We start from the raw sequence: 15386 nt of genomic DNA on the forward strand, positions 1-15386 counted from the left end.
AGGTGGAGGATGACGAAGGAACAACTCCCAGGAGGTGGGACCGTGTTTGGAATCGGGCGGCGAAAGACCCAGGGCCAGCTCGCGAGGGTCGAGCTGAACCAGGGCATCGGTCACCTGAGGCAGGCCGCCACGCACGCGGCGAAGGGGGCCGGCGCCACTGTCGGCCCGCGGGTCCAGGCAGCCCGGGTCGCCGTCGCGCCCACCGCGGTCCTGGTCCGGGACCGCGCGTCCAGCGGGTTCGCGTCGACCGCCGCGGCGCTCGCGCCGGTGCTGCTGGCCGTGCGCAACGCCCGGGTCGAGGCCGCCGGCAAGGCGTCGAGTGGCCGCAAGGTGATGGCCGCGAAGCAGTCCGCGATGACGAAGAAGGCGAAGAACATGAAGGCCGGAAAGAAGAAGCAGCGCAGGTCGCGGGGCATGACCGCGGGCCTGCTGGTGGCCGGCACCGTCGCCGGCCTGGCCGGTGCGATGGCCATGCGCCGTCGCCGCGAGCAGCAGGAGTGGGCCGAGTACGACCCGACCGGCACGCTCGGCGCGACGGGCACGCTCGGCACGACCGGTCACGACAAACTGGAGCCGATGCGGGAGGACGTGGACACGATCGTGGTGGAGACCCCGGACGCGAGCGCGAAGGTGACGCAGGCCGGCCCGACCGGCGCCGGTTCCTCGGCGGTGGCCAAGGGCAGCAGCGCGTCGACCGCCACCTCCGGCAGCCAGCCGGTGATCCACCCGAACGACCAGGTCCCCTCCGTCGCCGAGGGCGCCCGGGACGCCTCCGGCCGCCCGGCCGACGACATCACCAAGGCCGTGCAGGCCGGCAAGAACGCCGCGAAGGCCGGCGGTCGCCGCTGACCTCGTACCGTCGGATCAGCGCCGGCACGCGGGACACCCCGCGTGGCCGGCGCTTCCGCGCGTACGGGGCGGCTACAGCCAGCCGTTGCGGCGGAACAGGCGGTACAGCGTGAAGGACGCCGCGAGCATCAGCGCCCAGACGCCCGGATAGCCGTACGTCCATTTCAGCTCGGGCATGTTGTCGAAGTTCATGCCGTAGATGCCGGCGATCGCCGTCCACACCGCACCGATCGCGGCCCAGGCGGCGATCTTGCGCATGTCGTTGTTCTGGTCGACGGTGACCTGGGCCAGCCGGGCCTGGAGGATCGAGTTGAGCAGGTCGTCGTAGGAGTTCACCTGCTCGACCGTGCGGCTGAGGTGGTCCTGCACGTCGCGGAAGTAGCGCCGCACCTCCTGCGGCACCGCGCGGTTGACCTGCGAGGTGAGCGTCATCAGCGGGCGCTGCAACGGCGCCACCGCCCGCTTGAACTCGACCAGCTCCCGCTTCATCTGGTAGATCCGCTGGATCCGGCCGCTGCTCTGCCGGTCGAAGACGTCCGCCTCCAGCACGTCGAGGTCGTCCTCCAGCCGGTCGGCCACCTCCAGGTAGAGGTCCACCACGCGGTCGGTGATCGCGTACGCGACCGCCCACGGGCCGTGCCGCAGCAGGTCCCGCTTCGCCTCCAGGTCGGCGCGCACCGGCGCCAGCCGGCAGGCGTCGCCGTGCCGCACGCTGATCACGAAGTGCGGCCCGATGAAGAGCATCACCTGACCGGTCTCCACCACCTCGGAGTTCTCGGTCAGCTCGGCGTGCTCGCAGTAGCGGGCGGTACGCAGCACCAGGAAGACGATCTCGCCGAAGTGTTCCAGCTTCGGGCGCTGCTGGGCCTTGACCGCGTCCTCCACCGCCAGCTCGTGCAGGCCGAAGGTGGCGGCGATCTCGGTCATCTCGGCCAGGTCCGGCTCGTGCAGACCGAGCCAGACGAAGCCGTCCCGCTCCTGCCGGGCGGCGGCCAGGGCCTCGGCGTACCGGGGGTGGCCGGGGCGGCGCTCGCCGTCGACGTACAGCCCGCAGTCGACGATGCCGCTGCGCTCCGGTCCGGCCGGCTGGGCCGTACGCGGGGAGCCGTCGGCGTTGAGGATGCGGGACATCGCGCGGACCGGGGCCGACCAGGCGCGGGGGCGCAGTGCCCGGCTGCCGTCGGTGCCGGCGGTTCGGTCGCGTGCCACCCGGTCCGTCATCTCTCGCCCCCTTCCCCTAGAGCTGCGGCTTGCAGGTTACGCCGACCGGCGGGAAGCGCAGCGCGGGCGCGGGTGCGGGAGACGGGCGGTTGCGACGGGCGTCACGCGGCGGCGCCGGGCGGGCCGGGCCGCGTCAGGGGGGTGAGGGGCGACACGGCCCACCCGGCACCCCTTGGGGGCGGGAGTGATGCTGGGCGTGCCGCCGGCCCGGCCGGTCATCCGGCGTGCGGGCTGGTCACCGGCAGAAGGTGAGCGGCACTCGCAGCATTGTGGGGGTGCCGGCCGGTTCGGCGGGAGTGCCGAACCGGCCAGCGGGGCCTTTTTGTCAGAAACCCGACAGAAAATCAGCCGCGAACGGCGGCCATCGCCTCGGCGAGACGCCGCACACCCTCGTCGATCCGGTCCGCTGTGACCGCCGAGTACGCCAGGCGCAGCGCGTGCCGGCCGCCGTCGACCATGAAGTCGCTGCCCTTCACCACCGCCACGCCGCGCTCGGCGGCAGCCGGGGCGAGGCGGTCGACCTCGACGTCCTCGGGCAGCTCCACCCAGAGGAAGTAGCCGCCGTCCGGCTCCACGAACCGGGCCTCCGGGATGTGCCGGCGCAGCGACTCGGCCAGCACCGCCGACCGCTCACCGAGCGCCGAACGGACCGTCCGGATCGACTCCTCGATCGCGCCGGAGACGCAGAACTGGTGCACGATCGCCTGGGCCACCATGCCGGGCGAGATGTAGAGGTTGGTGGCCCGCTTGGCGATCGCCGCGATCAGCTCGGCCGGGCCGACCAGGTAGCCGACCCGTACGCCCGGGCAGACCGTCTTGGTGAAGCTGGAGGCGTGCACCACCACGCCCCGGGTGTCCATCGACAGCATCGAGGGCAGCGGCTCGCCCCGGAACCGGATGTCCGCGTACGGGTCGTCCTCGAAGATCGTGAAGTCGTACTCGGCGGCAAGGTCCAGCAGCTCACGGCGCTTCTCCAGGGAGAGGGTCACGCCGGCCGGGTTCTGGTAGTTGGGGATCACGTGCGCCAGCCGCGGCCGCACCCCGGACTCCAGCAGCTTGCGCAGCTCGGCGGTGTCCAGGCCGTCCGGCTGGATCGTCACGCCGTGCACCTCGCCGCCCATCTGCTTGAGGTTGAGCAGCGTGCGGTCGTACGTCGGACGCTCGACCACCACCGCGTCGCCCCGGCGGACCAGGTGGTCGAAGAGGAACGCGTCGGCCTGCAGCGAGCCGTTGGTGATCAGCACCTGGTCGGCCTCGACACCGTGCTTCTCGGCGATCCACTTCCGCAAGGGCGGGTAGCCGACGGAGGTGCCGTACGCGGTGACCCCGGCGGGGTCGGCGTCGAAGGCGCGGACGGCGGCGGCCTTGAGCCCTTCGACATCGACGATGTCCAGCGAAGGCGCGCCACGGGCGAACGAGATCAGCTGCTCGGCGGTCATGCGCAGAGCCTAGGGCCTGGCCCGGCGGGTCCGACCGCGATACACGCGAAGTTCAACATGCGGGCGGCCGGCCGGACCACCGGTGCCTCCGGGGGATCCGAGACCGCCTCGCGACTGTCTACGATCCGACGGACGCTGGCGCCGGTCCGACCGGACGCCGAAGGATGACGGGTCGCGGCAGACCCGGGAGAACAAGGGATGGGGCTCGTGACCGAGGACGAGGCGGGACGGCTCGACGACCAGCGGTTCGCGCAGTGGCTGGCGACCGAGGCCGGCAAGGCGCTCACCGCGCTGCGGGACCGGCAGGGCTTCGCCGACCCGAAGGCGCTCAAGGACGCCGGCGACCGGGCGTCGCACGAGCTGATGACGGCGGCGCTGGCCCGGCTGCGGCCGGCCGACGCGGTGCTCTCCGAGGAGGAGGCCGACTCGCGCCGCGCGTGGGCGGACGGCGAGCGCGCGCCCCGGCACGAGGCGGACCGGGTCTGGATCATCGACCCGCTGGACGGCACGCGTGAGTTCTCCGAGGAGGGGCGGGACGACTGGGCGGTGCACGTGGCGCTCTGGCAGCGCTCCGCCGCCCCGGACGGCGCCCTGGTCGCCGGCGCGGTGGGCATGCCGGCCCGGACCACGGTGGACGGTACGCCGCTCGTGCTCGGCACCACCTGCCCGCAGCCGAAGGCGTCCGACGGGCCGATCCGGATCGCGGTGAGCCGCAGCCGCCCGCCGGCGTTCGTGGGCGAGCTGGTCGAGATGCTCGGCGCCACCGCCGTGCCGATGGGCTCGGCCGGTGTGAAGGTCTGCGCGGTGGTGACCGGCGAGGTCGACGCGTACGTCCACGCGGGCGGTCAGTACGAGTGGGACAGTGCCGCCCCGGTCGCCGTGGCGCTCGGTGCGGGCATGCACGCGTCCCGGATCGACGGTTCGCCGCTGCGCTACAACCGGGCCGACCCGCGGCTGCCCGATCTGCTGGTCTGCCGGCCCGAACTGGCCGACCAGTTGCTCGACGCGATCGCCCGGACCGGGGTCGAGATGCCCGCTTCGACCGTCACCGGTGACCAGGGTGAGGCGTTCGGCTGAGTGTCACGGTACGTACGGCCAGGTGGATGAGGGTTATCGTCGGGCAGGTATGCGTGGCGATCTGAGCCCCGACCACGGGCCGCCGACAGCCAGGGAGGGTCATGCCGGCCGACCGAGAGCCGCACAATGCCTTCGGGCAGCCGACCGGCCTGTGGCCGGGTCAGGACATTCCGCGTCAGGTGGGCGGCCCTTCGCTGCCCTGGCCGGAGGCCGAGAGCGCGCCACCGCCACCACCGGCCCGCCCGGGCGGTGACCTGCCCTGGCCCGAGCGTGACCGGCCCGACGCCGGTCACCACGACGGGCCCGGGCACGACCCGGCCGGCTGGGACGCCGCTCCCGGCACGACGAACGGCTGGGCGCCGCAGCAGGACGGCCCCTGGCCGCAGCACGGGCCCGCGGGCCACGGCGACGCCGCCTGGCCGCCGGGTGAGCCGCACGACGACGCCTGGGCCACTCAGGCCGGTCCGGCGGACGGCCACACCGGCTGGGCGCCGCACGACGAGCCCGGCCGGGGACCGGCGGGCGACTTCGGGCCGGGCGGCCCGGCGGGCGAGGCGGGCTGGGGTGCGGGCACCACGGCGACCGCCACCCTGACCGGACCGCCCCCGGTGGACGTTCCGCACGGACCGGCCACCGGCGGGCCGGGCCGGCCGCCCGCGCCGCCGCTCGCCCCGGCCCCCGTGCCGTCGTCCGGCGGCTCCCGTCGTCGCTGGCGGGTCGCCCTCGCGGCGGCACTGGTCCTGGCGGTGGCCACGCTGCGACCCGACGCGGCGGAACGGCAGGCCGGCGGGACGCCAGGCTCGGTCGGGCCGGCCACCTCGATGGGCCCCGGCACGCCCGGCACCCCGGGTGCGTCGCCGAGCGCCGACCAGGGTCTCGGCGGCAAGCCCTCGGCGCGTCCGTCGGCCTCCGCGGACGCCGGGCCGGCCTTCAGCGGTACGCGACTGACGCTGCCCGGCGCCTCGATCGGTGTGCAGGGCGGGGAGACGTTCGGCCAGGCGCTGGCCCGGTCCGACCAGACCTTCGGCAAGCTGCGGATGGCCCGGATCTTCTTCCCCGGCCTGCCGCCGGCGTGGTCCGGCAGCCGGGCCGACGTGGTGGACCGGACCGTCGTGGTGTCCTTCAAGGCGTCGCCGCAGGAGGTGAACACCGGCAAGTTCGACTCCCGCCTGACCTCCTGGTTCTCCTCGATCCCGCGCGAGCACAACGTCTACTGGTCGTACTTCCACGAGCCGGAGGACGACGTCGAGCGCGGCGCGTTCAGCACGACGGCGTACCGGACGGCGTGGAAACGGATCGCCGGCCTGGCCGACCGGACGGGCAACCCGAAGCTGATCAACACGCTGATCCTGATGTGCTGGACGCTCGACTCGAAGTCCGGGCGCAGCTTCGACGCGTTCTACCCGGGTGGCGACGTGATCGAGGCGCTCGGCTGGGACTGCTACAACTGGGGCAAGAAGTGGAAGCGGTACGCCTCGCCGCAGGAGATCTACGGCCCCATGATCAGCAAGTCGAAGGCGCTGGGCAAGCCGTGGGGCGTCGCGGAGACCGGCAGCGACCTGGTTCCCGGTGACGGGGGCACCGGCCGGGCGGCCTGGATCCGGTCGATGACCAGCTTCCTCAACGGTCAGCGGCCGGAGTTCGTGGCGTACTACAACCAGACCGTCAGCCAGGGCGACTTCCGGCTGCTCGACCAGCCGAGCATCCAGGCGTGGAAGTCCTTCTGCACGGCCTGATCACAGCGGAACGGGAACGGGCGGGCGACCGAGGTCGCCCGCCCGTCTCGCGTACGGCTCAGATGCCCCGGCCGCGCTTGTGCAGCGTGCGCAGCACCCGGTCGGCCTGCACGGCCCGGCTCGCCACCGCCAGCGCCAGGTAGGCGCGCGGCTCCTTCGGGTTGCGGGCCAGCGTGCGCCGGGCCCAGCGGACCGCGTCGCGCCGGTTGCCCATCGCGGCCTGCGCGAAGGCGATCTGACCGGCCACCCGCGCCTCGCCGTGCGGCACCGTGGCGAACTCCGGGTAGCGGCGCAGCAGCCACTGCAACGCGGTCGAGATGGTCTCCCAGCGCTGCGCGAAGTAGGACCGCTTGTGCCACCGGACCAGCACGTACGGGCTCTCCACGTTCACCAGCGGGGCGTAGCGGGCGGCGCGGAGCAGGAACTCGTAGTCCTCCGCGTAGCTGCCCGGGATCTGCTCGTCCACCAGGCCGATCGCGTCGAGCAACGCGGCGCGGCGGATCAGGAACGTGGACGGGTGCAGCTCGGTGAGCCGGTCGCGCAGCAGCGCCTCCAGCGAGATCCGGGCCCGGTCCAGCGAACGGTCCACCGTACGGTCGTCGTAGCTGACCCGGATGCCGCAGCTCACCAGCGCGCCGTCCGGGTGCGCGTCGAGCGCCCCGAACTGGGCGGCCAGCTTGCCGGGCAGCCACTCGTCGTCGTCGTCGCAGAACGCCACCCAGTCGCCGGTGGCGGCCTCGATGCCGGTGTTGCGCGCGCCGGCCAGCCCTGCGGTACGGGTATTCGTGATCACCCGGATCCGGCGGTCACCCCGGTCGGTCTCCAGCGACCGGTCCGGCTCGGACTGGTCGTAGACGACGATCGCCTCGATCAGGCCCGGGTGGGCCTGGCTGAGGATGGCGTCGAGCGCCGCACGCAGCAGCTCCGGACGGTCCCGCGTCGGTACGACGACCGAGATGCTCGGCCCACTCATGCTCTCTCCACGGACTCGTCGGATCCCCGCTGGCCCAGATAGCCGTAGCGGACCCGCAGGGGAAGCGTGGCCAGGCTGACCACGGCACGGCTGCGGCGCGGCAGGCGGTCCCGCCACGCCTCGTCCCGGCGCACCGTCAACGGCCCGCCGCTGAACCGCAGCGGGTTGCCGGCGACGCTGTGCGCACGGAACGGCGCGGCCGGCTCGGGCGCCGCGCCGGTCTCGTCGGCTCCGGACAGGATGCGCAGCGCCGCCGGGTCGTCCGGCAGGCCGGCGAAGTCCCGCACCCGGCGTACGGTGCCGGCCGGGTCGGCGGTGAAGTCCTCGTAGCGCAGCCGCAGCACCTTCGCCCGGGAGGCGAGCAGGTGGAACGCGGCGTTCTGCGCGGTCCACAGCTTGCTCACCTCGAACGGCGAGAAGGTCGGCATGAAGTCCTCGCCGTCGACGACCTCGGGGCGGCGCACCTGCTTGCCCCACGAGTACGCCACCGCCCGGCTGTCCCGGACCAGGTGCAGTACCCGCAGGTCCAGCCCTTCGGCCCAGCGCAGGGCGAAGGCGAGCGAGGCGTGCTTGCTGGAGTCCACCACCACCCGGGCGCCGGTCACCGACAGCGCGGCCCGGTAGATCCGGGTGTACAGGTCGGCGTAGCGGCGCACGTCGGCCAGCTGCTCCGGCGGGAGCGCCTCCTTGGCCAGCCGGGGGATGTGCCGGGTCCGGTCGACGCGGTCCTTGAGCGCCAGCACGTCGTCCCGGTCGACAGCGGCCCAGCCGCCGAACGCCTGGTCGCCGACCTGCCGCCAGAACGGGCAGGCGGTGAACCGCTCACCGCAGCCGCACCGCTCGTCGGCGCCGAGCGCCCGCTCCCACAGGTGCACCACCTCACCGACGGCACACACGTCGGCGCTCTGCGCCAGCAGCAGCTCCAGCAGCGTGGAGCCGCTGCGGCCGAGGCCGCCGACGAAGAGGACCCGCGGCGTCGCCGGATCCGGGGCGCTCATCCGCGACGCCCGACGGCTCGTTGTCGTACCCGCCGGGCCACCAGCTCGTCGATCACCGCGCCGACCCGGGCGACCGCCTCGGCGCGCGGGTCCGGGCGGTTCGGGTCGGCGGCCAGCACGAACCGGTTCGGGTCGGCCAGGCCCTCGTCGAGCGCGGCGAGCAGCTCGGCCTCGGACTCGCACAGCCGCACCATGCCGGCCGCGCCGAGACGGCGGGAGAACAGCTGCTGGTGGTTGTCGACGTGCTCGTCGTGCGACGGGTCGCGGGGCACCACGATCGGCAGGTGGCCGTTGCGGCGCGCCTCGGTGATGGTGGCCGGGCCGCCGTGGCTGACCACGAGCGTCGCCTCGGCCATCGCCCGCTGGAGTTCCTCGTGGCCGAGGAACGGGGTGGCCTCGGGCAGGGCCGGGGTGCGGCTGTGGCCGTACTGGAGGACCAGCCGGACCTCGGGCCGCGCCGCGTGCCAGCGTTCCAGCCAGCCGACCAGCCGGTCGAAGCGGTGCACGTCGGTGCCGACCACGACCAGCACGTACGGTGCCGCGGAACGCCGGTCCCGCTGCTGCGGAATGTGCGCCATCAGAGCAGATTCCCCACGACGGTGGCCTCCGGGTACATCCGGCGCTGCTCGTCCCACTGCACGAGCATCGCGGAGAGGAAGGGGCGGCAGAGCCGGGCGGTGAGCGTCGCGCTGTCGATCCGGTCGTACACCTCGATGTAGACCGTCGGGATCTTGCGCATCCGGGCCGCCACCACGAACGGCAGGGCGACCCCGGCGCCGGTGGTGACCACGGCGTCGACCTGGCGCCGGCGGATCACCTTCAGCGCGAGGAACGCGTTGCGTACCAGGTTCTTGACGTTGCGTGTGGTGGGGTGGTGCGCCCAGACCACGTCCTCACCGGCGAGCAGCGAGCGCGCGTCCGGGGTGTCGAAGGTTACCCATGCGCGGCGCCGATCCCGGTACCACGGTTCCAGGGCCAGGAGCTGGGCCAGGTGCCCGCCACTGGAACCCACCAGCAGGACCTGCCCCGAGTCCTCGGTTGACCCGCTCACCACAAAAGTCCTCCCGTACGCGGATGACGCGTCCGGATTTTTGTGAAAGCCCCTCGGACGCGTCCTGACAACCTACTGGCGCGCCCATGGGCAACTGAAGGGGCCATTGGACGGATCCTGGCTCGCCGGTCGGCTCACCTCTCGATTCCCGTCACCGGGATGCCCACCGGCCGGCCACCGTCCAGGTCAGCCCGGTTCGCCCCGCGCCGCCGGGGCGGGCCACCGGAAGAAAGTGAGATGTGTCAGGATTCCGTCACCGCTCCGCACGAGAGCCGTCGGCGACGCCGGCTTATCCGGGGACAGGTCGGGCCCGACACCGGGAAACCCGCCGAATGGTCAGCGCCGATCGGCCATTTCTACGCGGGCTGCCCACACCCGGGCAGGCTTACCGGAACGTGAGCAGACTTTCCCTCGTCGTTCGGATCGGGGACACTCAAGGCCACGGTCAGGTCCAGCTGTGCCGTGGACTGCCCGGCTCGGTCGAAAGGGAGCGACAGACTCTGATGCCCTCACCCCATTTGGCCGAGAGCGACGCCGACGGTCTTGCCCTGATGGCCTACCTGGGCTGGCTGCGCCGCCGCTGGTGGATCCTGCTGCTCGCCGCGGCCCTCGGTCTCGGTGGTGGGCTGGCGCTGAACCAGATCCAGGAGGCGCGCTACACCTCGACCACCTCGCTGCTGGTGCGCCCGCTCGGCTCGGGCGCGGAGAGCAACCCCAACGCCAAGGTCAACCTCGACACCGAGGCCCAGGTGGTCCGCTCGCTGGTGGTGGCCGAGCGGGCCAAGGCGCTGATGAAGGTCGACACCGGTGCCGACCAGCTGGTCAAGTCGGTGACAGTCAAGGTGCCGCCGAACAGCCAGATCCTCCAGGTGGCGTACGAGGGGAACAGCCCCGAGGGCGCCCAGTCGGGCTCGCACGCGTTCGCCCAGGCGTATCTGGACCTGCGCAAGGCCACCGCGCAGAAGGCGCTGGAGAACGAGACGACCGCGCTCAAGCAGCAGATCGCCGAGCTGCAGAAGCAGCTCAGTGCCGTCGCCGGGCGGATCGCGGCGTCGCCGTCGAACTCGCCCGAGCGGGAGCGGGCCGAGGCCGAACGGAGCCTTCTCACCAGCCAGATCACCGGCCTGAACAACCGGCTCAGCCCGCTGGTCTCGGCCGGCTCCGACCCCGGCGAGATCATCTCCGACGCCCGTCTCCCCGACTCGCCCAGCTCACCGAACCGCACGCTCAACCTCGCCAGCGGCATGGGCGCGGGCCTGCTGCTCGGCATCGTGCTGGCGCTGGTGCTGGACCGGCTCGACACCCGGATCCGGCGCGGTCGCGACATCTCCGACCGGGTCGGCCTGCCGCTGCTGCTGGAACTGCCGGTGCGCGCGCCCTCGCTGGCCGTCCTGCCGGCCACCCACCGGGTCTCCCGCGAGCTGGGCCGGCTGCGCAACGTGCTGCTGTCCGCCGTGCCCGAACCGGCGCAGGGCGGGCGCGGTCGCCAGTTGCTGATCTGCGACGCCTCGGCCGGCACCGCCGCCGGATTCGTCGCCGCCAACCTCGCCGCCGCGTACGCCCGTACCGGCCAGCAGGTCGCGCTGATCACCACCAAGCCCGACTCGACGGTGGGCGCCATCACCGGCGTGGCCGAGGGCCGGCACAACCTGGCCTCGGTGCTGCGCCGCGACGTACCCCCGCTCAAGGCGCTCGCGCCGGTGCCGGGGCTGGGCCAGCTCCGGGTGCTGGTGCCGGGCGACCTGGACGCGGAGGTCGAGCTGCCGGTCGCCGGTCTGCTGGAGATCATGCACGAGCTGTCCGCGCGCTTCGACCACGTGATCATCGAGACCGCGCAGCCCACGTTCGCCGTGGAGGCCCAGGCCCTGGGCCGGTACGTCGACGCCGTGATCATGGTGGCCGAGGCGGGCAAGACCCGCAGCGGTGAGATCACCGCCGCCCTGCAGCAGTTCGAGCAGGTGAACGCGCCGGTGATCGGTGCCGTGCTGGCCCCGCGCCTGCCCGCCCCGGTGGCCGGCGCCGCCCGGCCGGCGTCCTCGGGCGGTGCGAGCAGCACGTCGGGCACGTCGGGCGCGCCGAGCACCCCGGTGGCACCGGCCAACCGGCCCAAGCCCCGGCCGAGCCCCGGCCCGTCCGCCGAGTCGACGATGGTGCTGCCGCGCATGCAGTCGTCCCGCCCCGCCCCGGCGAAGCCGGCACCGGGCAAGGCCACCCCGCCGCCGAACCCCGGCAACCAGGGCATGCCGGGTAAGCCGGTGCCGCTCAACGGCACCGGCGGCACGTACCGCTCCCGGGGTGACGGCGACGGCCGCAGCTACGCGCTCGACTCCGGCGAGGACCTGGGGTGAACCGCCGGCAGATGCTCCGCGCCGCCATCGCCCCCGCCGTCGTCCTCGGCGTCGGGACGGGGTGCAGCGAGCCCGAGCCCAAGCCGGGCAAGGTCCAGGTGGTGGACCCGGGCGACGTCACCGCCTCGCCGTCATCGGCCAGTGCCTCGCCGACCCTGCCCACCGGCCCGCTGACCGGCGCGCCGGTGAGCACCCCGGCCGCCGCCACCCGCCAGGCGGTCGCCGTGCCGCTGCGGGTGAGCCCCGCGACCACCCCGGCCGGCCTGGACGCCGCCGACCTGGTCTACGCCGAGTTCGCCGAGTCCGACACGCTGCACCTGACCGCCGTGTTCCACTCCAAGGACGCCACCAAGATCGGTCCGGTCACCGAGATCCGGCCGGTCGACATCCGGTCGCTCGCCGTGCTGCGCCCGTTCGTCGGCTACGACGGCGGCCCCACCGGCTTCCTCACCCAGTTCGAGAACTCCGACCTCGACGGCGTGACGCCCGACGACGACAGCAAGGTCTTCTCCGGCGACTACACGTCGACCGCCGCGCTGCTCAAGGCCGCCCCGAAGGGCGGCCAGCCGCCCACCCCGCCGATCGACCACGCCGGCGAGGGCGACGCGCTCGCCGCCCGCGACCTCGCGCCGGCCACCGAACTCACCGTCACCGTCTCCGGCGGCCCGCCGATGGTCTGGCGGTACGACCAGGCCAAGTCCGTCTGGGTCGGCAAGGTCGGCAAGGTCGCCGTGACCGCCGCCTCCGTCATCGTGCTGACGATGGAGTACCGCACGCTGGACGTCCGCAACCCGTCCCCGCGCTCGCTGCCCTCGGCGAACGTCTTCGGTGAGGGCGCGGTGCTGGCGGTGTCCGGGCCGAACAGCGCGAAGGGCCGGTGGCGCAAGCCCGGCCTGGGCATGGTCTGCACGCTCGCCGACACCGGCGGCGATCTCCTGCACCCCCAGCCCGGCAACGCGTGGGTGATCTACGCGCCGACCACCGCCAAGGTCACCGTGAAATGAGCACCGCCACCCCGCCCCGCACCGCGCGCGGGACGGTTCCGGTCGGAGCGGTGTCGCCGCCGGACGGGAACCGCCTGCGGCCGGTGACGGTACGGCCGGAGAGCTGGTCGTGGCGGCTGCCGACGGCGTGGCCGCTGATCTCGGTCTTCCTGCTGTACCCGCTGTGGTGGGTGCTCGGCGTGTCGAGCTTCGTCTTCGTCATCTTCGCGGTGCCGATGGTGGTGCAGATGCGCAAGCGGGGCCCGATCCGGGTGCCGCCCGGCTTCGGGATCTGGATGGTCCTGCTGCTCTGGGTGTTCCTGTCCGTGCTCACCCTCGACCTCACCGCGCCGAACACGCTGCCCCCCGGCGGCAGCGGCAAGTACATCGGCTGGGGCATCCGGCTCGCCAACTACGTCGCCATGACCGTGACCATGCTCTACGTCTACAACCTGCGGGAGCGGGAGCTGTCCCAGCGCCGGATGGTCCGCCTGTTCGGGTTCATGGGCGTGGTCGTGGTGCTCGGCGGCTGGATCGGCTCGCTCTTCCCGAACCTCACGTTCGTCGCGCCGCTGCGATTCGTCCTGCCCCAGTCGATCGCCGGTCACCCGTACGTCACCTCGCTCATGGAGATCAAGTTCGCCCAGGTGCAGCAGGTGATCGAGGGGGAGGCCAGCTCGCCCCGCCCGTCCGCGCCGTTCACCTACACGAACTCGTGGGGCCAGAACACGGCCATCCTGCTGGTCTGGCTGATCGTCGGCTGGGTCGTGCTGGGCAAGCCGATGCGCCGTACCGCGGGCGTGGCGATCGCCCTGGCCGCGATCTTCCCGATCGTCTACTCGCTGAACCGGGGCCTCTGGATCGGTCTCGGCATCGCCGCCGCGTACGTCGCGCTGCGGCTCGCGCTGCGCGGCCGGATGGTGGTGCTCGGCGGGCTCGCCCTGGCGGTCGGGCTGATCGGGGTGCTGATCGTCGCCACACCGCTCGGCCGCACCTTCGACGAACGCCTCCAGAACGGCCACAGCGACGACATCCGGACCACGCTGTCCCAGGGCGCGGTCGCCGCGGCCAACCACTCGCCGATCCTCGGGTACGGCGGCAACCGGGCGCTGATCGGCAGCAACCGGTCCATCGCCATCGGCAAGTCCGAGGACTGCAAGCAGTGCGGCAACCGGGAACTGGGCAGCAACGGCCAGGTCTGGGCGCTGCTCGTCGGGCAGGGCTGGGTCGGCGCGATCTGCTACAACGCCTTCTTCATCTACTGCATCTGGCGCTACCGCCGCGACCACAGCGCGATCGGCATCGCCGGCACGCTCGTGCTCATCCTCATGCTCTTCTTCCAGTTCACCTACGGTGCGATGGAAGCGACACTCGCCTACGCCCTGATCACTGTCGCCCTGCTGGCCCGCAACGACCGGATACGCCGGTCGCTCGCGCCGGCGCCACCCCAGGGCACGATCGCCGGGCTACGGGCCCGACTGGAAAAGACCGGTGACAGCTGATGGTGTTCCGCGTACCCCCGGACGGCGACGGCCGCGCCGCGTACCTCGGTGAACTGGCCGGGCTGATCTGGCCCGCGCCGGCCGAGCCCAGCCTGCGCCGCGGCGGCGCCGGCTGGGTGGTGGTGCCCTCGGCGTCCCGCCCCCGGCTGCTCGTGCCCACCGGCTCGGGCCGGGCGGCGGCGAGCGCGGTCCGGCACTCCACCGAGGCGGTCGGCCGCAAGGCCAAGCTGGTCCGGCAGGGTCTGTCCACGGCGTTCCGGCTCGGGCTGGGCCCGCTGGTGTTCCGCGACCGGCTGGTGGTCGACGGCGGCGGGCTGGACGCGCACCTGACCGAGGTGCTCGGCGAGCCGGCGCTGGTGAGCCTGCACATCGGGCCGGCCCGCGCGAACCGCAAGCCGGTGCTGCAACTGCTCGCCCCGGACGGCCGGGCCCTCGGGTACGCCAAGCTCGGCGTCGACCCGCTGACCCGCGCGCTGGTGCACGCCGAGGCGGACGCGCTGCGCCGCCTCGCCGAGGTGCCGCTCGGCCCGGTGGTCCTGGCCGGGGTACGCCATCACGGCGACTGGCACGGCCACGCGCTGCTGGTGCAGGAGGCGCTGCCGGTACGGCTGCCCCGGGCCACCCCGGCCGCCGCGGAGGCGGCCGAACGCGACGCGATGGTGGCGGTCGCCGGCTGTCTCGGCGTACGCCGGCAGTCGTGGGCGGCCAGCGGGCACGCGGCCCGGCTCACCGAGGCGGTGGACGCGCTCGGGCCCCGGCCGGAGGCCGGGCGGCTGCGCGCGGCGCTGAAGTCCGTCGCGGACGCCGACCCGGTGGTGGCCTTCGGCGCCTGGCACGGTGACTGGAACGGCGGCAACAGCGCCGTGCTGGCCGACGGCCGGGTGCTGGTCTGGGACTGGGAACGGTTCGAGGCGGACGTGCCGGCCGGGTACGACGCGCTGCACCTGGCGGTGCAGGGCGCGATGAGCCACGACGGGGTGGAGCCGGTCGAGGCGGCCCGAGCGCTGATCGCCGGCGCCGGGGCCACCCTGGCGCCGTTCGACCAGACCGGCGGGGGCGCCGATCTGGTCGCCGTGCTCTACCTGGTGGAGCTCGCGGCGCGCTACCTGCGGGACCGGCAGGCGGAGGCGGGTGCGCGACTGGGGCACGTCGACACCTGGCTGCTGCCCGCCGTCGAGGAACACCTGGCCCGCCGGGCCGGGTGAGAGT

13 protein-coding genes are annotated in these 15386 nt (G+C 73.4%); 7 read left to right on the forward strand and 6 right to left on the reverse strand.

The features are described from left to right. Nucleotides 1-9: 9 nt before the first annotated feature. The gene (locus ABD52_RS01480) at nucleotides 10-849 is read left to right on the forward strand and encodes a hypothetical protein (protein ID WP_013289261.1); all 840 of its coding nucleotides are present in this window, start codon (nucleotides 10-12) and stop codon (nucleotides 847-849) included. A gap of 72 nt (nucleotides 850-921) precedes the next feature. Here ABD52_RS01480 and corA read toward each other — a convergent pair whose 3' ends face one another. Further along, nucleotides 922-2070, reverse strand: a complete 1149-nt coding sequence (gene corA / locus ABD52_RS01485) for a magnesium/cobalt transporter CorA (protein WP_013289262.1) — start codon at nucleotides 2068-2070, stop codon at nucleotides 922-924. 344 nt (nucleotides 2071-2414) lie between these two features. Beyond that, complete coding sequence (locus ABD52_RS01490) at nucleotides 2415-3509, reverse strand: PLP-dependent aminotransferase family protein (protein WP_013289263.1); 1095 nt, start codon at nucleotides 3507-3509, stop codon at nucleotides 2415-2417. A 198-nt stretch (nucleotides 3510-3707) separates the two neighbouring features. On the opposite strand from ABD52_RS01490, the gene ABD52_RS01495 reads away from it, so the two are divergent. After that, on the forward strand, nucleotides 3708-4586 hold the full coding sequence (locus ABD52_RS01495; RefSeq protein WP_047890494.1) for a 3'(2'),5'-bisphosphate nucleotidase CysQ: 879 nt from the start codon (nucleotides 3708-3710) through the stop codon (nucleotides 4584-4586). A 101-nt stretch (nucleotides 4587-4687) separates the two neighbouring features. Beyond that, complete coding sequence (locus ABD52_RS01500) at nucleotides 4688-6322, forward strand: hypothetical protein (RefSeq protein ID WP_047890495.1); 1635 nt, start codon at nucleotides 4688-4690, stop codon at nucleotides 6320-6322. A 58-nt stretch (nucleotides 6323-6380) separates the two neighbouring features. On the opposite strand, the gene ABD52_RS01505 is transcribed toward ABD52_RS01500, so the two are convergent. The 4 genes from ABD52_RS01505 to ABD52_RS01520 are packed head-to-tail and all read right to left on the reverse strand — an operon-like array spanning nucleotide 6381 to nucleotide 9347. Beyond that, nucleotides 6381-7295, reverse strand: a complete 915-nt coding sequence (locus tag ABD52_RS01505) for a glycosyltransferase family 2 protein (protein ID WP_013289266.1) — start codon at nucleotides 7293-7295, stop codon at nucleotides 6381-6383. Next, nucleotides 7292-8293, reverse strand: a complete 1002-nt coding sequence (locus ABD52_RS01510; protein WP_013477470.1) for a sulfotransferase — start codon at nucleotides 8291-8293, stop codon at nucleotides 7292-7294. The genes ABD52_RS01505 and ABD52_RS01510 overlap by 4 nt, the downstream gene beginning before the upstream one ends. Further along, the gene (locus ABD52_RS01515) at nucleotides 8290-8871 is read right to left on the reverse strand and encodes a glycosyltransferase (RefSeq protein ID WP_013289268.1); all 582 of its coding nucleotides are present in this window, start codon (nucleotides 8869-8871) and stop codon (nucleotides 8290-8292) included. Before ABD52_RS01515 ends, ABD52_RS01510 begins: the two co-directional genes overlap by 4 nt. Next, the gene (locus tag ABD52_RS01520; protein WP_013289269.1) at nucleotides 8871-9347 is read right to left on the reverse strand and encodes a polysaccharide biosynthesis protein; all 477 of its coding nucleotides are present in this window, start codon (nucleotides 9345-9347) and stop codon (nucleotides 8871-8873) included. The genes ABD52_RS01515 and ABD52_RS01520 overlap by 1 nt, the downstream gene beginning before the upstream one ends. Nucleotides 9348-9847: 500 nt before the next feature. On the opposite strand from ABD52_RS01520, the gene ABD52_RS01525 reads away from it, so the two are divergent. Genes ABD52_RS01525 through ABD52_RS01540 form a run of 4 tightly spaced genes read left to right on the forward strand, consistent with a single transcriptional unit; the run spans nucleotide 9848 to nucleotide 15382 of the window. Further along, on the forward strand, nucleotides 9848-11692 hold the full coding sequence (locus ABD52_RS01525) for a Wzz/FepE/Etk N-terminal domain-containing protein (protein WP_013477471.1): 1845 nt from the start codon (nucleotides 9848-9850) through the stop codon (nucleotides 11690-11692). Continuing rightward, nucleotides 11689-12696, forward strand: a complete 1008-nt coding sequence (locus tag ABD52_RS01530; RefSeq protein WP_047890496.1) for a DUF3048 domain-containing protein — start codon at nucleotides 11689-11691, stop codon at nucleotides 12694-12696. The genes ABD52_RS01525 and ABD52_RS01530 overlap by 4 nt, the downstream gene beginning before the upstream one ends. Further along, nucleotides 12693-14177: an O-antigen ligase gene (locus ABD52_RS01535; protein WP_047890497.1), complete on the forward strand. Its 1485-nt coding sequence runs from the start codon at nucleotides 12693-12695 to the stop codon at nucleotides 14175-14177. Before ABD52_RS01530 ends, ABD52_RS01535 begins: the two co-directional genes overlap by 4 nt. After that, nucleotides 14177-15382 (forward strand): hypothetical protein, encoded by a 1206-nt coding sequence (locus ABD52_RS01540; protein WP_013289273.1) that lies wholly within the window; start codon nucleotides 14177-14179, stop codon nucleotides 15380-15382. Before ABD52_RS01535 ends, ABD52_RS01540 begins: the two co-directional genes overlap by 1 nt. The last annotated feature ends 4 nt before the right edge of the window (nucleotides 15383-15386 follow it).

This window comes from Micromonospora sp. RV43, assembly GCF_001029515.1.
In the GTDB taxonomy this organism is placed as follows: Bacteria; Actinomycetota; Actinomycetes; order Mycobacteriales; family Micromonosporaceae; genus Micromonospora; species Micromonospora aurantiaca.

Bases quoted from the DNA above. Each gene is read 5' to 3' on its own strand.
- ABD52_RS01540 (WP_013289273.1), top strand. From the start codon at position 14,177: ATGGTGTTCCGCGTACCCCCGGACGGCGACGGCCGCGCCGCGTACCTC.
- ABD52_RS01510 (WP_013477470.1), bottom strand. From the start codon at position 8,293: ATGAGCGCCCCGGATCCGGCGACGCCGCGGGTCCTCTTCGTCGGCGGC.
- ABD52_RS01480 (WP_013289261.1), top strand. From the start codon at position 10: ATGACGAAGGAACAACTCCCAGGAGGTGGGACCGTGTTTGGAATCGGG.
- ABD52_RS01490 (WP_013289263.1), bottom strand. From the start codon at position 3,509: ATGACCGCCGAGCAGCTGATCTCGTTCGCCCGTGGCGCGCCTTCGCTG.
- ABD52_RS01535 (WP_047890497.1), top strand. From the start codon at position 12,693: ATGAGCACCGCCACCCCGCCCCGCACCGCGCGCGGGACGGTTCCGGTC.
- ABD52_RS01495 (WP_047890494.1), top strand. From the start codon at position 3,708: ATGGGGCTCGTGACCGAGGACGAGGCGGGACGGCTCGACGACCAGCGG.
- ABD52_RS01500 (WP_047890495.1), top strand. From the start codon at position 4,688: ATGCCGGCCGACCGAGAGCCGCACAATGCCTTCGGGCAGCCGACCGGC.
- ABD52_RS01505 (WP_013289266.1), bottom strand. From the start codon at position 7,295: ATGAGTGGGCCGAGCATCTCGGTCGTCGTACCGACGCGGGACCGTCCG.
- corA (WP_013289262.1), bottom strand. From the start codon at position 2,070: ATGACGGACCGGGTGGCACGCGACCGAACCGCCGGCACCGACGGCAGC.
- ABD52_RS01515 (WP_013289268.1), bottom strand. From the start codon at position 8,871: ATGGCGCACATTCCGCAGCAGCGGGACCGGCGTTCCGCGGCACCGTAC.
- ABD52_RS01525 (WP_013477471.1), top strand. From the start codon at position 9,848: ATGCCCTCACCCCATTTGGCCGAGAGCGACGCCGACGGTCTTGCCCTG.